Source organism: Mucilaginibacter lacusdianchii (assembly GCF_009770985.1).
GTDB lineage: Bacteria > Bacteroidota > Bacteroidia > Sphingobacteriales > Sphingobacteriaceae > Mucilaginibacter > Mucilaginibacter lacusdianchii.
In genome coordinates this window covers 922,787-944,743 of record NZ_WSRW01000001.1, presented here as the reverse complement: position 1 = coordinate 944,743, position 21,957 = coordinate 922,787, and the positions used below count along the sequence as shown (strand labels likewise).

Here is a 21,957-nt window from a genome sequence, read left to right as displayed (position 1 = left end):
GCCAAAATAAACAAAGCTGATTGATATTTTGGAAGCTCAAAAATATAAACGATATACCATAACTGCGGCATTACCTTATGCCAACGGCCCCAAACACATTGGTCATTTAGCCGGTGCCTATATTCCGGCCGATTTATATGTGCGCTATCTGCGCCTTAAACGTCGTGATGTAGTGTTTGTCTGCGGATCAGACGAACATGGAACCGCCATTGCCAACCAGGCCATGAAAGAAGGTACCACACCACGCGCCATTATTGATAAATATCATGAGCTGATTAAGTACTGCTTTGAAAAATTAAGCATCTCGTTTGATATCTATCATCGTACCAGTGAACCTATTCACCATCAAACAGCACAAGACTTTTTCACGGTACTGAATGATAAAGGCGATTTCATCGAAAAAGAATCAGAACAATATTTTGACGAGCAAGCCGGCGTTTTCCTGGCCGACCGTTACATAGTGGGAACCTGCCCGGTTTGCGCTAACGAGAATGCGTATGGCGATCAGTGTGAAAAATGCGGAACATCATTAAGTCCTGAAGAATTGATTAATCCCCGCTCTACCCTAAGCGGAAACCAACCAATATTGCGCCCTACCAAACACTGGTATTTGCCGTTGGATAAGTATGAAAACTGGTTGCGTGAGTGGATATTGCAAGGGCATTCACATGATTGGAAAACTAACGTGTACGGCCAATGCAAAAGCTGGATTGACGGTGGCTTGCAGCCCCGTGCTGTAACCCGCGATTTAGATTGGGGTATTAAAGTTCCGGTTGCCGGAGCCGAAGGTAAAGTGTTATATGTTTGGTTTGATGCGCCTATAGGCTATATATCGGCTACCAAGCAGTGGGCTTTAGATCATAACAAAGACTGGAAGTTATACTGGCAAGATCAGGAAACCAAACTGGTGCACTTTATTGGTAAAGATAATATAGTATTCCATTGTATCGTGTTCCCGGCTATGCTTAAAGCGCATGGCGAATTTGTGCTGCCCGAAAATGTACCGGCCAATGAATTCATGAATCTGGAAGGCGATAAAATGTCGACCAGCCGGGGATGGAGCATTGAAATGCACGAGTACCTGGAAGACTTTCCGGATAGGGTAGATGAGCTGCGTTACTACCTGACCGCCATTGCACCAGAAACCAGCGATAGTGAATTTACCTGGAAAGATTATCAGGCACGAGTAAATAACGAGTTGGTGGCCATTTTGGGCAACTTGGTAAATAGGGTAATGATATTAATGCACAAGTTTTTTGGTGGTAAAGTAGAAATTAGTGCAGATAAAATAACGCTGACAGATGAAAACGTTAAAACGGAGCTAGGCAGGTTATATGAAGAACTGGAACAAAGTTTCGAAAGCTATAAATTCCGCCAGGCGCAACAGGTAGTAATGGATATGGCCCGTTTAGGCAACCGTTACTTAACTGAAAAAGAGCCTTGGAAAACTATCAAAACCGATCCTGAAGCTGCACGCGACGCTCTGCACAACTGTTTAGTGCTGATTGGCCATATCGCCACTGGTTTGCAGCCATTTTTACCTAATACGGTTAACAAGATCTTAAATATGTTAAACTGGCCTGCCCAAACTATTCATTTTGATGAAGAGATTGTGTTTGCCAACGGACATCAATTAAACGCTGCTTCGTTGTTGTTTGAAAAACTGGAAGATGAAGTAATTGAAAAGCAGATTCAAAAATTAATTAACAAAAAACAGGCTATTGAAGCGCCTGCCGAAGAAGTTGAAGTATCAGCTCCGGCAGTTTTACCGGCTAAAGAAAACATCAACTTTGAGCAGTTCGCTGCTATGGATATCCGCATCGGTACCATATTAACTGCCGAGAAAGTGACCAAAACTAAAAAGCTGCTAAAGCTTACTATTGATACCGGTATAGATCAGCGTACGGTAGTGTCAGGTATTGCCGAGCATTTTGAGCCCGAAGCTATTATTGGCAAACAGGTATCTATGCTGGTAAACCTGGAACCGCGTGAAATTAAAGGCATTCTTTCGCAGGGTATGATTTTAATGGCCGAAAACGCCGAAGGTAAACTCACCTTTGTATCGCCCGGAGAGGGGATGCACAATGGCTCGGTAGTACGATGAAAAAAGTTGGCTGGTGTTTAAACCTTTAGTTATATTAGTAGTCTAAATAAACACCAGTCAACCTTTACATTAATTAAACCGAGTTTCACAAATGAAAAAGTACATCTTACCTTTTGCCAGCATATTGTGCTTATTGGCATCTTGCAGTCGTTACCAGGCCAGTACTATCAGCAGTACTAATATTACTAAAGATGAGCGTACAGGAACATTTAATATGGAAAATGATTCTGTAAAAATATCTTACTCATTTTATGGTATCAACGCCCCGGTTGAAATTCAGGTTTATAACAAATTAGATAAGCCTTTATATATAGATTGGCAAAAGTCGGCCGTAATTGTTGGCGATAATGCGGTAAGTTATGCCGGTAAAGATGTACACATAAACGGTGATATCAGCACAAGCGGATACCGGTTTGGTTCTGTAAGTTCAACATCCGGTAACCTTAATGCTGTGGCAACATTACCTACAGATGTCACTTTTTTGCCACCTCATTCGCGTATAAGCAATGTGCCACTTACGGTAGTAAGCGGATTGTTAAACGTTCCAGACAGTGCATTGGCTGTTACACAGGTGTATTACGTTGATGCAGACAACGGCAGTTCAATGGCTGTGAGAGCTAAACAGGCCAAATTTACGGCAGAAACGTCTCCTTTAAAGTTTAAGAGTTATTTAACCCTATATACAACCGAAGGCGAAAGCAAAAAAGTACAAACTTACCAGCAAAACTTTTTTGTATCGCAACTCATCAGCACAATGACCAACCCTAAAAATTGGGAAACCTATCGGGACAAGCGGGGCGATGTATTTATCACTGCAAAAAATATGAGCACTGCGTCAACCATCAGTAGTGCATCTGGTTCTTCGTCGGATGATGATAATTAACATTTAAGCCTATTTTTAGGGAACCTGCAATATTTATCTGCTTGATTGCTACTATGCCTTTAATTTTGCATTTTTGCAAAACATCAGGCCCTGTAGTTCAACGGATAGAATAGAAGTTTCCTAAACTTTAGATATGGGTTCGATTCCCGTCGGGGCTACTTATAAAATGGTTTTTCTATAATATAGAAAAGCCATTTTTTGTTTGTGTTGATTTGAATGCATCGTAGGCTATAAGAAACACATCGCTATTGTGCGTTTTAAATGATATAAGCTATAAAATTGATTTCTTTTGCTGAGGTTGTCTCAATGAGGCTCTGATGTATCTTTTTTCGCTTACAGGTTTCTCTTTACATTCAAAGTAAGCAAATGAAGTAAACTTATACTACAAATCGGAGTAAGGTCGTGCAAACAGAAGGGCTGGTTGTGAGTTTACTGTTAAGTTTGCTTAGCAAAGCAGAAAAACAAACAGTTTTTAAAGTTACATCAAACTTATAGTGCCAAATTTTACCCTATCTTCTGCTGATATTTCTCCCTTTTATTCTTTTTGGATGGCGGGTTATGAATGTTCAGATAAATTGAACATTCACCGTAAGCGTGTTGATCTGCTTTCAGAAACAGGCCATTTACAACAAATAGATGCCGACTATGATCTTCTAAAACCTTTTGGCATAAAAACAGTGCGCGAGGGTATCAGATGGAGTGTGGTTGAAACTCAACCTTACTGTTATGATTGGTCGGCCGTAAAGCACATGCTACAGAGCGGTAAAAAGCAGGACATTCAGCAAATTTGGGACATCTGTCACTTTGGTTTTCCGGATGACTTAGATCCGTTCAGTCCTGAATTTACAGACCGGTTCGTTGCTTTGTGTTGCGCTTTTGTGCGGTTTTACCGTTCACAGTTGCCGGATGATACGCTAATAGTAACGCCTATTAACGAAGTAAGCTACCTGTCGTGGTTAGGGGGCGAGTGTGCCGGTACGGCACCTTACTGTAAGGGAAAAGGCTGGGATGTTAAGTATCACCTGATGAAGGCTTATATAAAAGGTGTTGCTGCCATGCGCGAACTGGATCCGTCTATACGCATTTTAACCACAGAGCCACTAGTAAACATGGTGCCTCCCTTGAATCCTACATCAGCGGAAAGTGAAGAGGCAATTCAAGAGCATGAACTGCAATACCAATCGGTAGATATGCTTTGTGGTAAAATTTGTCCTGAATTAGGTGGCAAGCCGGAATATGTTGACATACTAGGATTTAATTTTTATTATAATAACCAATGGGTAATTGGGCAGCAAGGATTTTTACCCTGGGCTAACTTGGAACCCGATCCCAGATGGCGATCTTTAAGCAGTTTGTTGAAAGAGGCTTATAAACGATACCAACGACCAATGGTTATTACAGAAACCAGTCACTCGGGTATCGACCGCCCTAACTGGATAAGCTTCATTGCAAAAGAATGTCAATTATTATTGGAAACTGAATTTCCATTGTGGGGTGTATGCCTTTATCCAATTATTGATCGTCCGGATTGGGACGATTTAAATTATTGGCACCATTCTGGTTTATGGGATCAGCTATCTGATAAAAAGGGGTTGCATCAACGCATATTGCATGTGCCTTATGCCGATGCTTTGCAAAGGGCTATAGAATTAACAAACGCGGCTACTGCAAGTAGTAATGATTCAATTTAAAACGCTAGTTATTAATACTTATCTTAACATTTACTTTACCTGCGTTACCAAATCTTAACATAAACTTAACTAACCTTTTTTCGGCTGCCTAAAAACGTAGCTTACCTTTGTAGGCGTTATGAATTCCGCGTTGGCTACTCCCGTAATTGATTTGCAGCAGTTTGAGTGTGTGTTTAAGGAGCATTATTCGTCATTGTTCCGGTATGTTAAATCTATAGTTAAAGATTCCGATTTAGCTAAAGACGTGCTATCTGATTTGTTTCTGAATTTATGGATGCAAAAAGATAAACTGGATATTCATAATTTGAAGTCCTATCTTTTTCGTTCTGCGCGCAATGGTGCCGTTAAAGCCATCAGCGCACAATCATCCACACCACTATCCGAAAGTTTTTTGGATATATCCGAAGAGTCTTTCAATCCCTTTGAGCGCATTGTGGCCAAAGAATCAATCAAAATTGTAGAACAGCTGATGCAAAAGTTGCCGGCCGTTCGCAAAGAGATGATTCAGCTGCGTTTGCACGGGTTAAAAAACCATGAAATTGCTCGTATACTGGATGTTACCGAAAAAAAGGTAGAATACCACATGCGTGAAGCCATTGAGCAGTTAAGCTATTACATGAACCAGAGTAACTTTGACCGCGCTACCATAGCCGGTGGTTTGATGTTGGTTAATATAATCTTAACAGTTTTTTAACCTTTTGTTTTGGGGGTTTAGCCGGTTCAGTTACTCTTCTTTAAAAGTATATCCTTCAAAATTTATATATGGCTAACAGAAGAGATTTTATTAAAAACCTGGGTTTAACAGGAGCGGTGCTCACCGTTCCGTCGGTAGTACTGGCGGCTGATACTTATGCTGAATCAGCTAAGGCAGATATTGCTAATATTACGCTTAAAGGCCGGGTGCTGGCCAATGGCACAGGCGTTGCTCATGTGGCCGTTACCGATGGCTTTAACATAGTGTATACTGATAAAGGCGGTAATTACCAGTTGTTAAGTAACAAAACCGCTCAGTTTGTATACATCAGTGTTCCGGCCGGATATGAGTTCCCGCACAACCAGGGTATTGCCGAGTTTTACAAAACTATTCAAAAAGGTAAACCCGTTTTTACTGCAGATTTCAAACTAACCAAATTAAAAGGAGATGACCGGAATCACACGTTCGTAGTTTGGGCCGATCCGCAAATGATTTCTAAAAAAGATACTCAAATATTAATAGAGCAATCAGCGCCCGATCTGCGTAATCTGGTAAGCACTTATCCTGCAGGTTCGCTGATACACGCCATTGGCTGTGGCGATTTAGTGTGGGATCATTTTGAGTTATATGAAGATTATAAAAAAGCGGTAAGCATTAGCGGTATTCCGTTTTTCAACGTGATAGGTAACCACGATATGGACCTTACCGCCCGTACCGACGATTACTCGGCGCAAACCTTTAAAAGTCATTTCGGTCCTACTTATTACTCTTACAATCGTGGTAATATTCATTATGTAGTACTGGATGATGTGTTTTTTATCGGTACGGCTAAAAAGTACATCGGTTATTTAACCGAAACACAGCTGCAATGGCTAGAGCAGGATTTAGCTCATGTAAAACCAGGCAGCACCGTGGTTGTAGCGTTGCATATACCTACCAACACCGGCTCTATGCGTCGTAACAAACTAAAGGAAGAAGAGTTGGGTGGCACGGTATCTAACCGCGAACAACTATATAAAATCTTGGCGCCTTATAAAGTGCATATTATGTCGGGCCACACCCATATGAATGAAAAATGGGAAGACGGTAACGTTATAGAACACGTGCATGGCACAGTTTGCGGCGCCTGGTGGACGGGCCCCATTTGCAGCGACGGTACGCCCGAAGGTTACGCCGTATATGATGTAAAAGGCAATGACATTAGCTGGTATTACAAATCAACCGGTAAGCCTAAAGATTACCAGTTGAAGATTTATCCAAAAGGTTACTTGAAAACATCGCCCGATGAGGTTGTAGCCAATGTTTGGAACTGGGATAAAACCTGGAAGGTACAATGGTTTGAGGATGGCAATGCCAAAGGTGAAATGGAGCAACGTGTTGATTTCGACCCTTGGTCTGTTGAATTATATGAAGGCCCGCAGTTGCCTAAAAAGCATAAGTTTGTTGACCCTACTTTAACTGATCATCTGTTTTTTGCCAAGCCCTCGGCAGGTGCAAAAGCGATCAAGGTAGTGGCTACCGACAGGTTCGGTAAACAGTACTCGCAAGAAATCAGTCTGTAAAAAAAGCACTCAGGATATATCACAAAAGCCGCTTGTTCAAACCAAGCGGCTTTTGCGCTTTAAAATCTGGGGGTGTTAACATAATCTTCATAAACACTTAACGATTTCTTTTGGTGGAAAACGGGTTGGCAAACCTCTTCCAGTAAATAATCACACGAGTGAACTGGGAGATTTTAACCAAATACATTGTTAACGAAACTACCCCCGGGCAAAATGCCGAGGTAGAGAAATGGCTGGAAGAAAAGCCCGCCAATAAACTATTGCTTAAGCAACTGCAGGAAAAGCATGAGCAGCTGAATCAGCCGCTTAAAGACGAAGCCGTACACAACGAATGGACCAAGCTGCTTGATCGTATTTTAGAAACCCCTAAGCCAGAAACCATCAATAAATCGGTACGCATGTTTTGGGGGCTGGGCATTGCAGCAACTCTTTTGCTGGCCAGCTTGCTAACCTGGCTCTCTTTAAGATCTTCAGTTGGCATTAACCAAGAATATACCGTTTTAAAAACATCGGCCCACCAGCGCCGCGAATTTAAATTGCCTGATGGTTCTGTGGCTTACCTGGGGCCTAAATCTATTTTAAAGGTAAGTGGCCAGTATGGCCAAGGTACCCGTAAAGTTAGCCTTACAGGCGAAGCCTTTTTTGATGTGCAACATCATGCGCACGTACCTTTCACGGTAACTACAGCTAATAACGCCGTTGTGCATGTGCTGGGTACTTCCTTCAATGTACTTACCCAAAAAGAAAAAAATGAAGAGATTAAGGTAGCTACCGGTTTGGTTGGTGTGGTTGTTAATGGTAAAACGCACTACATCAAAGCCGGTAACGAGTTGAGCTATCAGGTTGCCGGCCAAAAGCTGCATATACAGCGGGTGGATGTACGCGAAGCATCAGCCTTACAAAACGGCACACTGTATTTTCATGACAGCCCGGTAGATGAAATAGCCCTTAAAATACAGCGCTATTATAATGTGGAGGTAGAGGTATTGCCTTCAGCTTATCAGCATGCCCGTTTCAGCGGCGAAATGAAAGACACCGGTATCAGCAACCTGCTCGACGGCCTGGCTTATGCCACCGGCATTCAATACCGATTTAAAAACGAAAATAAAATCATCTTATACTAATTCCATTTAAATTATGTACTCAAAACCTCTACTAAACTTGTGTAAGCTGTGTTTGGGTGTGCTGTTAAGTTTGAGCCTTGTGCCTGCTTACGCACAAAGCCAAAGCAATACCACAGTAACGTTTAGCAGCAAACAAGTGCTTATAGCCGATATTATAGACCGGCTGCAATCTGTGTACAAATTCAAAGTATCGTATGATGCAGATTTAAACACGGCACGTTCCATTACATTGCCGTCTACCAGTTTAAGCTTGTCTGATTTACTTAAACAGATAGAACGGCAGGCATCAGTAGGTATCCGCAACAATAATGGCAACTTAATCATCAAAAGGCTACAATCGGTGGTATTAAGCGGCACCTTGGTGTCTGCCGATGATAACCAGCCTTTGGCCGGCGTTACTATTACCGATAGCAAGAAACGCAATTATGGCGTAACCAGTGTAAACGGCAATTTTTCGGTACGGGTAGAGCAGGGCGAAACCATTAGCTTTTCAATGGTAGGCTACGATAGTTTTACTCGCCCTGCCAGCAGAAACGAATCGGGTATTATCATTAAGCTGCAACCTTCTAATACATCATTAAACGAAGTAGTGGTGACCGCTTTAGGTATTAAGCGCGAAGAAAAAGCTTTGGGTTATGCCGTAACTAAAATTAAAAGCGAGCAACTCACCAATGCGCCTTCCAACAACTGGACCGACGCCCTTTCGGGTAAAGTGGCCGGTTTAAACCTTATCCGCTCTAATGGTGGCCCGGATGGTTCTAACCGCATTATATTACGGGGCGAGAGCAACCTTACCGGCGAAAATGATGCGTTAATTGTGGTTGATGGTGTGGTAATTAACCACGGTAGCGGCCGCAGGGTAAGTAACGGCAACAATGCTTACTTAGATGGCGAATCGCCGGTTGATTTTGGTAGTGGCTTAAACGACTTGAATCCCGAAGATATTGAAGATGTAACGGTACTGAAAGGTCCGGCTGCTGCGGCTTTGTACGGGCAGCGTGGTGCCAACGGTGCTTTGGTTATCACCACCAAATCGGGCAGGGTACGCAAGGGTATTGGTGTAACCATCAATTCCAACACCAGCATCGAACAAATATCACGCTGGCCCGATTATCAATATGAGTACGGGCAGGGCGCAGCCGGCGAAAATTATTATTCATTTGGCAACACGGCCGATGGCGCCAGCACCCGCAGCACCAGTTCGGCATGGGGGCCAAAGTTCGACGGGCAATCCTTTTTTCAGTATGATCCGGTTACGCACACCGGAGGTACTACCCGTACGCCTTGGGTTGCTTATCCCAACGCTCGCAAAAACTTTTTTGAAACCGGTAAAACGTTTACCAACAGCGTAACGCTGGATGGTGGAACTGATAAAACCAGCGTTCGCTTTTCGGCCACTAACCTGAAAAATACCTGGATTATTCCTAATACAGGTTACACCCGTAACAGCATAGCTTTATCGGCCAATCAAAAAACAACCGATAAGCTGCAAATTTCGGCAAAAGTAAACTACACTAACCGTTCAAGCGATAACCTGCCGTCTACCGGTTATAATAACCAGTCGCTCATGTACTGGAATATGTTTTGGGTGCCCAACGGTAATAGTGAGTGGTTGAAAGATTACTGGCTGCCAGGTAAAGAAAATATTTCTCAAAGTTATCCTTTCAGTAGTTTTCCGGACAATCCGTATTTAATTACCTACCAGATGCTCAACAAATCAAACCGGAATGATTTGGTGGGTAACGTACAGGCCACTTACAACTTTACAAAAGATTTTAGTTTTATGGTGCGTACTGCATTAACCATGTCATATGATCAGCGCTCGCAACAACGGCCTTACGATACGGAAAAGTTTAGAAAAGGCATGTTCCGTACGCAAAACATTTTTTCGCAGGAGATTAACAACGATTTCTTATTGCGTTATAACAAAAAGGTAACTAAAGATTTTACGGCCACCATATCAGCCGGTGGTAGTATGCTGGCAAATAACTATAATCAGGATGAAACCCGTGCCGACTCGTTGCTTTACCCTGGTGTGTTCACTTTAGCCAATTCGGCTGGTGTGCTGGTGGCTCTACCCAATAAGCAGAAATATAAGATCAACAGCTTTTATGGCTTGTTTAGCGCCAACTATAAAGATTACCTGTTTTTAGATGTAACCGCCCGTAATGATTGGAGCAGTATTCTGGCTAGTCCAACATCAACAGGTAACGTGTCTTTCTTTTACCCTTCGGCAAGTGTGAGCGCTATTATATCAGATATGGTTCATCTGCCTAAATTTATAACGTTTGCTAAACTGCGCGGTTCAATTGCCGGTGTAGGCAGCGGCGATCAAACACCGTATTTAACGTCTTACACCTATAGCAAACCAACTACCCCGTTTCCGGGTGGTTTGGTAAATCCAACTCTGGTAGCTAACCCCGATTTAAGGCCATTATTTACCAAGAGTTATGAAATTGGTGCCGATTTACGCTTTTTTGGCAGCCGCCTAGGTATAGATATTGCCTTATATAAAAGCAACACCAAAGACCAGATTCTGCGCAACGGCGTAGACCCTTCGAGCGGTTACAACGAGGCTGTGATCAATGCCGGTAATGTTGAAAACCGTGGTATCGAAATACAAGCCAATGGTACACCAATTAAAACCCGCAACGGCTTAAGCTGGACCATCAACGGCACTTTTTCGGCCAACCAAAACAAAGTCATTTCCTTGCCCGATAATATGCCGCTGATATTGCAAGGCGGCCCGGCCAACCGCGGTTTGGTAATAGCACAGGTAGGCGGCAGTATGGGATCGATGTATGGCTTAGGTTATAAACGTTCGCCCGACGGTCAGATTGTTTATGAAAACGGCCTGCCTAAATTAACCGATACCAGTATTTATATTGGAAACACTATCCCAAAATGGAAAGCTAGTTTAGGTAACCAATTCCGTTACAAACAATTTAGCTTCAGCTTTTTGGTAGATGCACAATATGGTGCTGTAGGATATTCCTTAACGGCAGCAGTATTGGCCGAGCAAGGCAAAACCAAAAATACTTTGCCTGGCCGTTACAATGGTATCATCGGCAATGGTGTAATTCAAAACCCCGACGGAAGCTTCCGTCCTAATGATGTGGTAGCACAGGATGTTTGGAGTTACTACACAGCGCATTATGGCCGTGATAACGTAGAGGGCGCAACCTACTCAACCGATTTTATTAAACTTCGCGAATCCAGGCTGGATTACACCCTGCCAACCCGCTTGGCCAACAAGCTGGGTATGCAAAGATTAACCGTAGGTGTTTACGGCCGCGATTTATTAATCATCACCAAATGGCCTGCCTTTGATCCGGAGTTTGGTACCATCACACTTAACAGCCAGGGCAATTCTACTATAGCGCGTGGGTTTGAACTGGGGCAGTTCCCATCTACCCGAACCTTTGGCTTTAACTTAACTATAGGTCTTTAATCTGACAACGATGAAAGCAAAAAGATACATAACTTATTTAACAGCAATAACATTAACCGTTTCGGCATCCTCTTGTAAAAAAGGATTTGAAAAGCTGGCGGTTAACCCCAATACCAGTGATCATGCTTTGCCACAAGCCTTGCTGGCACCGGCTATTACCAATATTGTAAGCGCCAACATGAACCGTAGCCAGCGTATTCAGAATGAGCTGATGCAGGTAACCGTAAACATGGGCGATGTAGAAGGTAAAATATTCAGGTACGAAATACGCCGGTCGGAGTCAGAATACTTATACCGTAACTGGTATCTGCAACTCACCAATATTAACGATGTGTATAATGGCGGTGTAGAAACGGCCAATAACACCTATCAGGGCATTGCTTTAATTTGCCGTTCGTGGGTATTTTCACTACTGACGGATACTTATGGTGATGTGCCATACTTTGAAGCCAATAAAGGTAAAGAGGGAGAATATACCCCGGCGTTTGATAAACAGCAGGTTATTTACACCGAACTGTTCAAGCAACTAGAGCTGGCCAATACCTTACTTAAAACAGGCACCAACGTAGCCTCATCGAGCGATCCTATTTACGGCGGCGATGCTGCCAAATGGCGCAAGTTCGGTAACTCGCTATATTTGAGGTTACTGTTAAGGGTTTCGGCAAAAGCCGAAACTAATGCAGCTGCCAAGATCAAGGAGATGATTGACACTAATCCGGCTAACTATCCTATCATCGCCAATAACAGCGAGTCGGCTATCTTAAAATGGTCGGGTACGGCACCTTATGTATCACCGTTTGCTACCTGGCGTCCGGCCGATTGGTATACACCAAAACTGGGTAGCTTTTTTGTGGATAACCTGAACGAGATGAGCGATCCGCGCATTGGCCGCTGGGCTACGCAATATCAGGGCGAGTATGGCGGCGTACCTAGTGGTTACCTGCCTGGTCAACCGCCCGAGGCAAGATCAACCTTATTAACCTCATTGCAGGTTGAGCCGCTTTTAGGTAACGTAATGAATTATGCTGAGGTTCAGCTTATCCTGGCCGAAGCGGCTGCTAAAGGTTGGATTGCCAGCTCTGGACGGGGGTATTATGAATCCGGCGTAAGCAATGCCATTACTTTATGGGGTCTTACTGTTCCGTCGGGCTATCTGAGTTATCAGATGGTAAAATGGGATGACAATTATACGCTTGACCAGAAAATGGAGCTGATACACCGTCAAAAATATTACGCCCTATTTTTTACTGATTTGGAACAATGGTTTGAGTATCGCCGCACCGGGCATCCTATATTGCCGAAAGGTCCGGGCTTGGATAATAATGGTATGATTCCGGCACGGTTAGCCTACCCAACCTATGTACAATCAACCAACACTCAGAATTACAACGCCGCTGTTGCCGCACAAGGTACCGACGATATTAACACACTGGTTTGGTGGCAAAAACCATAAGCATTCATTTTCATTAAGGCATACATACATGAAAAAGATATTTCTATTAGTTTCAGTTTTAGGTGTAGCCCTGCTATGGGCCGCCTGTAAAAAGCACAATTTTGCCGATGGGCAGTTGAGCCCTATTATGGCTATTGGTGATGTGCGCGCCATTTACAAAGGCACAGACGTGACCTTAAACCAGCAAAATATGCTGGGTGCACATCAAATTATTGGTACTGTAATTTCCAACCCCGATTCGGGCAATGCGCCTTCGGGCTTTGTGGTGTTGCAAAACACCCGTAATGGAAAATCGCGCGGTATTTTACTGCCGCTGGGGGCAACAGCAGTTAACTATCATGCAGGTGATTCACTGGTGGTAAATGTAGAAGGTGGGGTACTGAAACGTCAGGATGGCGCTTTGCAAATCACCGGGGTAACAGAATCGGCTATTAAAAAGGTATCAACTGGTAACGCGGTTAAACCGGTGAGTGTTTCCAGTTACTCTATCAAACAAAATCCTGATTTGTATGAAAGCACGCTGGTACAGGTTAAAACGGCTACCGTAGCACCCGCTCCTAAATTTGGCGACTCATATGCTGGCGAAAAGTACCTGGTTAACGGCGCTGACAGTATTGTGCTGCATGTAGAGCCAACTGCGCATTTTGCAACGGCTGCCGTACCCGCAACAGCAACTTTTGCCGGAATTTTAGTAGTTAAACAAAACACCGGCGGTAACCGCTCATTGCAGGTTTGGCCACGCGTGTTATCAGATATCAGCGAAATTACTGCTCCACTTGATCCTAACGCAGCAGCGTTGCAAACAGGGGATATCATTATTACAGGTATTATAAACGATACCAAAGGCGGCGACGGTAACTATGAATATTTCCAGTTTAGAGCTACCCGCGATATAGATTTTTCTAAAACGCCGGCGGCTGTGGTAACTTGTACCAACGCAGGCAGTGCCGAGCCTAATCCGGGCGATGCACCGGGTGCCGGTTGGGTAACGGGCGGTGGCCGTACGTATAAGTTTAACCTTACATCGGGAATTGTTAACAAAGGTGAATTCTTTTATGTAGGTGGCAGCAATAAAAAAATTAACGGACCTAACTCAACAGACATCAGCTCGGCTAAATGGATCAGGGCAATTGCTTATGTAACTAATGATGGTGATGGCTTTGGTAATAAAACCTCTGGCTTACTGCCTAACAGTGGTAATGCCGGTGGGGTGGCTGTGTTCTCGGGCATTGTACTGGAAGAAAAATCAGTGCCAATGGATGCCGTGTTTTTTGGAGGCACAGGTGTAACTACCCTATACAATGCTACAAAAGGCACTGGTTACCGTATCCCGAATAACGATCATTATAGCATTACTGATGCCACTACCGGTACAGCGCAGCCATTTTTTAGACAGGGAACCAATAATTATATCATTCCGCATCAAGCAGTAGCCGATTTAGGTAACTTTATGAGACTTGGTGGTGAGTTTAATACTACAACCAAAAGTTGGGTTACTCCACGTGGTAATAGTTTTATAATTCTTATCATGACATCTACGTTGGCCGATATTGAAACCGGTTCGGATGTAACAAAGTTGTCTAACTAGATAATAAAAACTGTGTATACGTAACCTCGCCGCATTATAGCGGCGAGGTTATTTTAATTTAACACAAAGTTCACATTTAATAATTCCTTTTGTAAAAAAAGGATAGCCAAGGGATATGCATAAAATAACGGCAATATTGTTGACAGTAGGTTTTGGGGCCTTACAAACTTTAAACGCAATGGCGCAAACCACATTTGATAAGCAAGGCCACCGAGGCTGTCGCGGACTGATGCCTGAGAATACTATTCCGGCGATGAAAAAGGCTATTGATTTGGGTGTAACTTTGGAGCTGGATATTTCTTTTAGCAAAGAAAAACTACCTATTGTATCGCACGACCAGGTACTGCTGTCTAAAATTGCGTTAAAGCCTAATGGCGATACCATCAGTAAAGCTGAAGAAAAAACTTTGTTGCTGTATTGTATGCCTTATGCCCAGATCAGGCAATATGATGTGGGTAAAAAGTTTAATCCATCGTTCCCGACGCAGCAAAAAATGGCTGCTTATATTCCGCTGTTAGCCGAATTGATAGATAGTGCAGAAACCTACGCCAAGCAAAAAGGTGTTGCCTTGCCACATTATAATATCGAAACTAAAACTACGCCCCAAGGCGATGGTATAGAACACCCGGCTCCGGCCGAATTTGTAAAGCTGCTGATGCAGGTGATCAACAAAAAGAAGATTCAGAATCGTGTAATCATCCAGTCGTTCGATCCACGCACGCTAGAAATTGTGCATCACAATTATTCTGAGATGCCTACGGCCTTACTGGTATCCAATAAAGATGATTTGCAAAAGAACCTAGCTGTGCTCTCTTTCAAACCAACCATTTTCAGTCCCGACCATAAAATGGTTAATCCAGGTATGGTTGCCGCTTGTCACGAGGCGGGTATCAAAGTAATCCCGTGGACGGTAAACGATCCGCGCCAAATTGCAAAAATGAAACAACTAGGTGTGGATGGTATCATTTCCGATTATCCCGACCGGCTCTAATGTTTTTCATCACTCAAATTAATTAGACATTAACTTTTTGCTTATGAAAAAGCGCTACTTTATTTCACTAATGTTACTGGGCCTTGTACTTGGTGCAAAGGCGCAAACGCCTGGTATGGGTACCGGGCAGGTAACTAACCTGTCGCAGCCTTTTCTGTTTTCGGTAAATACCCTAACTGCCGAAAACCCACAATGGAATTTAAACTACTCGGGCAGCTATGGTGAGCGGGTAGCCGGTCCCTTTGGTTATAGTGGGGTTGACCAGCAATTTGCCGTCAAAGGTTATTTGGGTAATCGTTTTACACTGTATGCCAATGCGGCGTTCGGCTTTGCTAATTCGGGCGGTGTTACCAGCTCACAACAGGCCGAAGTGATTCGCAATTTTATTGGCGGTAAACAGTGGTTTGGCCCTGCTATAGGTGTGGGCCTGGGGGTAAGCAGAGACATGAGCAATGTGAAAGCGATATTTAGCCGGGTAACGGCCTTTTACAATAAAGCCCAATGGCGTATTGGTGGCAATATGCGTTTCGAAAAAGCATTTGCCAGCTCGCGCGATGATATTGATTTGGTAACCAGCGTTGGTTTTCATCATCGCGTATGGGGCAGTTTGTACGCTGGAGTAGAAGCTGTAGGGCAGGATTTGGAAGGCTTTTGGGAGGCAGATGAAGCTGAAGGTGGTGCACGGTTACTGGTTGGTCCATCACTGAATTATGTACCTATCCGTTCCCGGTTTGCGTTTTCGGTAAGTGGCGGTCCGGTTTTTTATGCCACCCGTAGTACGGTTATACCTTCGGCTGCTATTCGTGACATTGGTACTGTGGCTTCACAAAACGGGTGGACACTTAGAGCCATGGCTACTTTTAATCTGCATCGATAAAAATCTGTCTATGAAAAATAAATTTATAAAGCTATATGTATTGCCAATTGCTATAGGTATTTTCTATAGTGTGGAGAGTAAGGCGCAAGTGCCCGGCAAACTAAAGCCAACTGGGCAAATACTGCTACCTAATGGCTGGAAGTTGAGTCCGGCCGGGCGCTCACTACAGTTGGGCGATTTGCCGTTGAATATGCAGTTAAGCCCGTCGGGTAAGCTGCTGGCTGTTAGCAATAACGGGCAAAGCACACAGTCTATTCAACTCATCGATCCGCAACGCGAAAAGTTGCTTGATGAAAAAGAAACCGGCAAAGCATGGTACGGGTTAGCTTTCAGTAATGATGAAAAGCATTTATATGCATCGGGCGGTAATGATAACTGCATTTTGGATTTTGATTTGAAAGGGAATAAGCTAAAGACGCCGGATACCATTTCATTAGGAAAGCCCTGGCCTGATGCAAAAATCAGTCCGGCGGGTATGGTGGTAAGTAAAGACAACAGCCGCCTATACACCGTTACTAAAGAGGATAGTTGTATTTATGTGATTGATCTGAAAACGCGCAAAGCCATCAGCAAAACGCAGTTGACAACTATAGCTTATAGCTGTGTGTTGTCGCTCGATGAAAAAACACTGTATGTATCCTTATGGGGAGGTAACCAGGTGGCTGCATTTAATACAGCCAGTCAAACTATAACAGCAACCATTACTACCGGTAGCCACCCCAATGAGCTGCTGCTAAATAAAAAAGGAAGCTTGTTGTATGTGGCCAATGCTAATGATAATACAGTTTCGGTGGTTAATACCACAACCAATAAAGTAATTGAAACGTTATCAACCACTTTGTACCCAACTAATCTGACTGGCTCTACCACCAACGGACTAGCCTTGTCGGATAACGAGAAGACGCTTTATATAGCTAATGCTGATAATAATTGCTTGTCGGTTTTTGATGTGTCAAAACCGGGAAACAGTCAAAGTCAGGGTTTTATTCCGGTGGGTTGGTATCCAACCAATGTGAAAGTATTGGGTAAAAAAATATTGGTTACCAACGGTAAGGGTACCACATCATTGCCCAATCCCGAAGGGCCGCAACCCATATCCAAGTTTGATGATAGCGGCATCCACATGGGTAGCACAGCCAACAGCCGTTTGCAATATATTGCAGGTTTGTTTAAGGGTACCCTGTCGTTCATCGAAACACCCGACGAATTGCAGCTAAAAGCATATACCAAACAGGTGTACAGCAATACCCCGTTTACCGATAAAAGGGCTGCTTTGGCAGATGGGGAAGACGGAAATCCAATACCGCGTAAGGTGGGTGATAAGTCGCCTATCAAGCATGTGTTCTACATCATCAAAGAAAACCGTACTTACGACCAGGTGCTGGGCGATATGTCAAAAGGTAATGGCGATAAATCATTGTGCTTGTTTGGTAGCGAGGTTACACCTAACCATCATGCCTTAGCCAATGATTTTGTGTTACTAGATAATTTTTATGTAGATGCCGAAGTAAGCGCCGATGGGCACAACTGGAGTATGGCCGCCTACGCTACCGATGTGGTGGAGAAGACATGGCCTACCAGCTATGGCCGCCGCTTTGGTACCACCAGCTATGAAGGTGGCCGACCGGCTACTTACCCGCGCGATGGTTTTATATGGGATTACTGCCAACGTGCCGGTTTAACCTATCGTAGTTATGGCGAGTTTGGCGAGTACAACAACGCCCATCTTAAATCTTTAAAAGGGCATATGGGGCCGCACTCGCCGGGCTTTGATATGGATATTAAAGACCAGGTGCGTGCCGATGCCTGGATGCATGATTTTGATTCGCTACTGGCTATTAAGGCCGTGCCGCAACTGAGCACCATCCGTATATCTAACGATCATACCAGCGGCCAGCGCAAAGGTGCGTATACCCCAATGGCTGCTGTTGCGGATAACGATTTGGCTATAGGCCGGATGATACAACACTTGTCCGAAAGTCCGATTTGGAAAGAATCGGTGGTGTTTATTCTGGAAGATGATGCCCAAAACGGGCCCGACCATGTGGATGCGCATCGCTCGCCTGCATTTGTAGTGGGGCCGTATGTAAAACGCAATGCAGTGGTGCATAGCATGTATTCTACATCAAGCATGTTGCGTACTATTGAATTGATATTAGGTTTACCGCCCATGAGCCAGTACGATGCTGCTGCTTTGCCCATGTACGAGTGCTTTACCAACAAGGCCGATGTAGCACCGTATCAGTTTAAGGCCGCCCGGGTAGATATCAACAAACGGAATATAGCAGTTAACAAAAGCAGTAAGATTTCTGAAACCTTCAATTTTAAAAAGGAAGATGCCGCCCCCGATTTGGTGCTTAATGAAGTGGTTTGGAAATCCATCAAAGGCGAAGATTCGGTAATGCCAGCACCTAAGCGAAGTGCATTCGTTATTTTGGAAAAGAAAAAGAAAGACGATGATGATTAATTAAAAAAATATTGTTTCATAAAAAAAGCAGCACCAAGTAAGTGCTGCTTTTTTTATTTATAGAGATGCAGTACCATCTTTTGTTGGAAAATTAAGATAGTAAGTTATCCGGATTTGGAATTAGATTCAAGAATGCCTGGAATTTGGAGTAATAATTTTTCATATCCAGCTGGTAATAAAAGGCTCCCCGTTTGGATGATGCTTTATCTTTATAAGATAACTTGATCAATAAGCCGGTTGCCAGCAATCGCTTACTAAAATTCCGTTTATCTAAAGTTGCATTAAACACACTTTCGTACAAAGCCTGCAACTGCGGTATGGTAAATTTGCTGGGTAAAAGCTCGAATAAAATTGGATGCAGGGCAGCTTTGTATTGTAGCCTTTTTTGGGCTTCCAGCACCATGCGCTCGTGGTCAAAAACTAATTTAGGCGCTTTCTTGAGTGAAAACCATTCAGCGTGATAATCTTCATTCAATTGCGCTTCGTATTTATTGATATCTATGAGTGCAAAGTAAGCGATGGAAACGGTACGTTCAAATGGGTCGCGTTTGGGGTCGGAGTAAGTATGGAGTTGTTCCAAATAAACGCCCTCTAAGCCGGTCAGTTCTTTTAAAATCCGGTTAGAAGCTTGTTCTGCGCTCTCATCTGGCTGTACAAATCCCCCCATCAAGCTCCAGTTGTTTTGTTCGGGTTTAAAGCCGCGTTTAATGAGCAGAATTTTTAATGATTCGCCGTCAAAACCAAAAACTATACAGTCTATTGCCAGTAAGAGTCGGGTTTGTTTTGAATATCTGTTCATCTGAATGTTATGTGCAGCCTTAAGAGGCAGGTAAATATAGGTGATTGTGTACACAATGCCATAAGGGTACTCTGCTGCATCAGCTAAAACAATTATACAACCGTAACCCTGTTTTATGCGTTAAATATTTCATATTTGAATGTATGTATACCATATTGCTGGTTGAGGATGAAGAAAAAGTATCGGCCTTTATACGTTGGGGGCTCGAAGAGCATAATTATGCTGTAGTGATTGCCCATGACGGCGCCGAGGCTCGTTCTTTGTTCACCACACAAAAGTTTGACCTGATTATACTGGACGTGATGCTTCCGGACGCTACCGGGCTGGAACTGTGCGACGAAATAAGGCAGGTAAATAATCGTGTGCCTATTTTAATGTTAACTGCCCTCGGTGAGGTGGAAAATAAAGTGGCCGGACTGCAAGCCGGTGCTGATGATTACCTGGTAAAGCCTTTTCATTTTATGGAGCTGACAGCGCGTCTTAAAGCTTTATTGCGGCGGAATCAGCCCAAACAGGTAGAAAGCCATGTACTGAGCTATGCCGATTTGAAGCTAGACCTGTGGACTAAAACTGCCGAGCGTGCTGGCCAGCAAATTGTATTAACTGCAAAAGAGTATGGCTTGCTGGAGCTTTTTTTGCGCAACCCCAACAAAACGCTCTCTCGCGATTATATTGCCGAAAAGGTATGGGGTATTGAATTTGATACCGGTACTAATTTTATTGATGTGTATGTAAACTATCTGCGTAATAAAGTTGAAAAAGGCTTTCCAACAAAGCTGATACATACGGTAATTGGTATGGGGTACATTCTTAAAGCTGAGAAAATAGCATGAAGATTAAAGACCGTCTGTCGATGAATTTTACGCTAATTAGCTCGGCAGTGATGCTGGTGCTGATGGCGGCTATTTACATTACATTCGGCGTATATTTTCGGGAAGATTTTTATGACCGCCTGGGTGACCGTGCTAAAGTAGCCGCTCAGCTATATCTGAAAGCCGATGAAGTAAGTCCAGATTCCTTGAGTAATATTCGCGAACGCTACCTGCAGCGCTTACCTCAAGAAGTAATCCGGATTTATAACAATAGAAACGATGCCTCTTTCATTAAAGACAATCAGCAATACTGGCCTGATAACACCATCGAAACCGTTCGGCGCAAAAAATATATTGAACTGGCAGAGGGTGACCGGCAAACGGTAGGTATTTACTTTAAAGATAACCAGGGCAACTTTGTTATTCTTACCTCGGCTTTTGATATGCAGGCACAACGGCGTCTGCACACCTTATCTGTTATTATGCTGATACTTTTTGTAGTGGTATCGGCTGCATTGTATTTCATCAGTAAATGGTTTGCGGCTAAATCATTAGAGCCTATCCAAGTTGTTATTAGTCAAATGCAAAACATCAGGGCCAGTAGCCTAAGCCAGCGGGTAGACGAGGGGAGTGGTAAAGACGAAATCAGTGAACTGGCTACGAACTTCAACAAGCTGCTGGAGCATTTGGAAAATGCTTTCGATTTGCAGCACGCTTTTGTGATCAATGCCTCGCACGAGTTGCGCACACCGGTTACCAGCCTGATGGGCGATATTGAGGTTGCCCTGCAGCATCAGCGCAGCCAGCAAGAGTATGAGCAGATATTACACCGCCTGCTGCATGATTCTAAGCGCTTGCGCGATACGGTGAATATTTTGATGGAGATAGCCCGTGCCGACCGCGATTATACCCGCGCCAATTTGAGTTCGGTTGCTATTGACGAGCTGCTTTGGGAGCTGCAAGCACAATGGACTGCCGAAATAGGTAAAGGTGCTTTAAAGCTTGACTTTAAACAGTTGCCCGAAAATCAGGAGCATTTATTAATCAATGCCAATAAGTCGTTGCTGATTATAGCCATCAACAATATTATTAGCAATGCCTTTAAATTTTCGGATAACCGGCTGGTAACCTGTACGCTTCTTGCAGATGATAAGCAGGTGCAATTGGAGATCCAAGATCAGGGTATTGGTATATCATCGCAAGAGCAAGCCAAAATATTCAATTCTTTTTATCGTGCGCCTGGCGCTAAAGCTTATCCGGGTAGCGGCATAGGTTTATATGTCACCGAAAAAATAGTTCGGCTGTTTAACGGCACTATTCGTTTGCAGTCTGAGCCCGGCAAAGGCACCACTTTTATCATCGTATTTGCTCATTAAAAACACATTAATAAATCCTAATCTGCTTCTAATGTGAGCCTAATTTGGCTCTAATGCTGCCACTATAGCTTTGTGTTAGATAATT

The 21,957-nt window shown here is 43.6% G+C and carries 15 protein-coding genes and 1 tRNA gene; 15 read left to right on the top strand and 1 reads right to left on the bottom strand.

Annotated elements, in window-relative coordinates:
• Positions 1 to 28 precede the first annotated feature (28 nt).
• The 13 genes from metG to GPM24_RS04210 all read left to right on the top strand — a co-directional run bounded on the left by metG (position 29) and on the right by GPM24_RS04210 (position 18,885).
• Positions 29 to 2,104 carry a methionine--tRNA ligase gene (gene metG, locus GPM24_RS04270; RefSeq protein ID WP_158825488.1) on the top strand — a complete coding sequence of 692 codons (2,076 nt, stop codon included), beginning with the start codon at positions 29 to 31 and terminating at the stop codon, positions 2,102 to 2,104.
• Between the two features lie 91 nt (positions 2,105 to 2,195).
• The gene (locus GPM24_RS04265) at positions 2,196 to 2,987 is read left to right on the top strand and encodes a hypothetical protein (protein ID WP_158825487.1); all 792 of its coding nucleotides are present in this window, start codon (positions 2,196 to 2,198) and stop codon (positions 2,985 to 2,987) included.
• A gap of 86 nt (positions 2,988 to 3,073) precedes the next feature.
• Positions 3,074 to 3,145, top strand: a tRNA-Arg gene (locus tag GPM24_RS04260).
• Between the two features lie 336 nt (positions 3,146 to 3,481).
• Positions 3,482 to 4,678: a glycoside hydrolase family 1 protein gene (locus tag GPM24_RS04255; protein WP_233268731.1), complete on the top strand. Its 1,197-nt coding sequence runs from the start codon at positions 3,482 to 3,484 to the stop codon at positions 4,676 to 4,678.
• Between the two features lie 118 nt (positions 4,679 to 4,796).
• Positions 4,797 to 5,372, top strand: a complete 576-nt coding sequence (locus GPM24_RS04250; protein WP_158825486.1) for a sigma-70 family RNA polymerase sigma factor — start codon at positions 4,797 to 4,799, stop codon at positions 5,370 to 5,372.
• A 68-nt stretch (positions 5,373 to 5,440) separates the two neighbouring features.
• Positions 5,441 to 6,934 carry a calcineurin-like phosphoesterase C-terminal domain-containing protein gene (locus GPM24_RS04245; protein ID WP_158825485.1) on the top strand — a complete coding sequence of 498 codons (1,494 nt, stop codon included), beginning with the start codon at positions 5,441 to 5,443 and terminating at the stop codon, positions 6,932 to 6,934.
• 158 nt (positions 6,935 to 7,092) lie between these two features.
• A complete protein-coding gene (locus tag GPM24_RS04240) occupies positions 7,093 to 8,058 on the top strand; it encodes a FecR family protein (protein ID WP_158825484.1) in 966 nt (321 codons plus the stop codon).
• A 13-nt stretch (positions 8,059 to 8,071) separates the two neighbouring features.
• Positions 8,072 to 11,509: a SusC/RagA family TonB-linked outer membrane protein gene (locus GPM24_RS04235; RefSeq protein WP_158825483.1), complete on the top strand. Its 3,438-nt coding sequence runs from the start codon at positions 8,072 to 8,074 to the stop codon at positions 11,507 to 11,509.
• Positions 11,510 to 11,519: 10 nt separating this feature from the next.
• Positions 11,520 to 12,962, top strand: a complete 1,443-nt coding sequence (locus GPM24_RS04230; RefSeq protein WP_158825482.1) for a SusD/RagB family nutrient-binding outer membrane lipoprotein — start codon at positions 11,520 to 11,522, stop codon at positions 12,960 to 12,962.
• 28 nt (positions 12,963 to 12,990) lie between these two features.
• Complete coding sequence (locus GPM24_RS04225) at positions 12,991 to 14,550, top strand: DUF5689 domain-containing protein (RefSeq protein ID WP_158825481.1); 1,560 nt, start codon at positions 12,991 to 12,993, stop codon at positions 14,548 to 14,550.
• A gap of 178 nt (positions 14,551 to 14,728) precedes the next feature.
• Positions 14,729 to 15,541: a glycerophosphodiester phosphodiesterase family protein gene (locus GPM24_RS04220; RefSeq protein ID WP_233268730.1), complete on the top strand. Its 813-nt coding sequence runs from the start codon at positions 14,729 to 14,731 to the stop codon at positions 15,539 to 15,541.
• A gap of 43 nt (positions 15,542 to 15,584) precedes the next feature.
• Positions 15,585 to 16,418, top strand: coding sequence for a hypothetical protein (locus tag GPM24_RS04215; RefSeq protein ID WP_199269683.1), 834 nt, complete (start codon positions 15,585 to 15,587; stop codon positions 16,416 to 16,418).
• 10 nt (positions 16,419 to 16,428) lie between these two features.
• The gene (locus GPM24_RS04210; RefSeq protein ID WP_158825479.1) at positions 16,429 to 18,885 is read left to right on the top strand and encodes a bifunctional YncE family protein/alkaline phosphatase family protein; all 2,457 of its coding nucleotides are present in this window, start codon (positions 16,429 to 16,431) and stop codon (positions 18,883 to 18,885) included.
• Positions 18,886 to 18,976: 91 nt separating this feature from the next.
• Here the strand turns inward: GPM24_RS04210 and GPM24_RS04205 are convergent, their stop codons facing one another.
• Positions 18,977 to 19,684 carry an NUDIX hydrolase gene (locus GPM24_RS04205; RefSeq protein ID WP_158825478.1) on the bottom strand — a complete coding sequence of 236 codons (708 nt, stop codon included), beginning with the start codon at positions 19,682 to 19,684 and terminating at the stop codon, positions 18,977 to 18,979.
• A 143-nt stretch (positions 19,685 to 19,827) separates the two neighbouring features.
• On the opposite strand from GPM24_RS04205, the gene GPM24_RS04200 reads away from it, so the two are divergent.
• Positions 19,828 to 20,517 (top strand): response regulator transcription factor, encoded by a 690-nt coding sequence (locus tag GPM24_RS04200; protein WP_158825477.1) that lies wholly within the window; start codon positions 19,828 to 19,830, stop codon positions 20,515 to 20,517.
• Positions 20,514 to 21,872, top strand: coding sequence for a sensor histidine kinase (locus tag GPM24_RS04195; protein ID WP_158825476.1), 1,359 nt, complete (start codon positions 20,514 to 20,516; stop codon positions 21,870 to 21,872). The genes GPM24_RS04200 and GPM24_RS04195 overlap by 4 nt, the downstream gene beginning before the upstream one ends.
• Positions 21,873 to 21,957: the final 85 nt, after the last annotated feature.

Bases quoted from the DNA above. Each gene is read 5' to 3' on its own strand.
- GPM24_RS04195 (WP_158825476.1), top strand. From the start codon at position 20,514: ATGAAGATTAAAGACCGTCTGTCGATGAATTTTACGCTAATTAGCTCG.
- GPM24_RS04210 (WP_158825479.1), top strand. From the start codon at position 16,429: ATGAAAAATAAATTTATAAAGCTATATGTATTGCCAATTGCTATAGGT.
- GPM24_RS04235 (WP_158825483.1), top strand. From the start codon at position 8,072: ATGTACTCAAAACCTCTACTAAACTTGTGTAAGCTGTGTTTGGGTGTG.
- GPM24_RS04205 (WP_158825478.1), bottom strand. From the start codon at position 19,684: ATGAACAGATATTCAAAACAAACCCGACTCTTACTGGCAATAGACTGT.
- GPM24_RS04225 (WP_158825481.1), top strand. From the start codon at position 12,991: ATGAAAAAGATATTTCTATTAGTTTCAGTTTTAGGTGTAGCCCTGCTA.
- GPM24_RS04265 (WP_158825487.1), top strand. From the start codon at position 2,196: ATGAAAAAGTACATCTTACCTTTTGCCAGCATATTGTGCTTATTGGCA.
- GPM24_RS04215 (WP_199269683.1), top strand. From the start codon at position 15,585: ATGAAAAAGCGCTACTTTATTTCACTAATGTTACTGGGCCTTGTACTT.
- GPM24_RS04220 (WP_233268730.1), top strand. From the start codon at position 14,729: ATGGCGCAAACCACATTTGATAAGCAAGGCCACCGAGGCTGTCGCGGA.
- GPM24_RS04230 (WP_158825482.1), top strand. From the start codon at position 11,520: ATGAAAGCAAAAAGATACATAACTTATTTAACAGCAATAACATTAACC.
- GPM24_RS04200 (WP_158825477.1), top strand. From the start codon at position 19,828: ATGTATACCATATTGCTGGTTGAGGATGAAGAAAAAGTATCGGCCTTT.
- GPM24_RS04250 (WP_158825486.1), top strand. From the start codon at position 4,797: ATGAATTCCGCGTTGGCTACTCCCGTAATTGATTTGCAGCAGTTTGAG.
- GPM24_RS04245 (WP_158825485.1), top strand. From the start codon at position 5,441: ATGGCTAACAGAAGAGATTTTATTAAAAACCTGGGTTTAACAGGAGCG.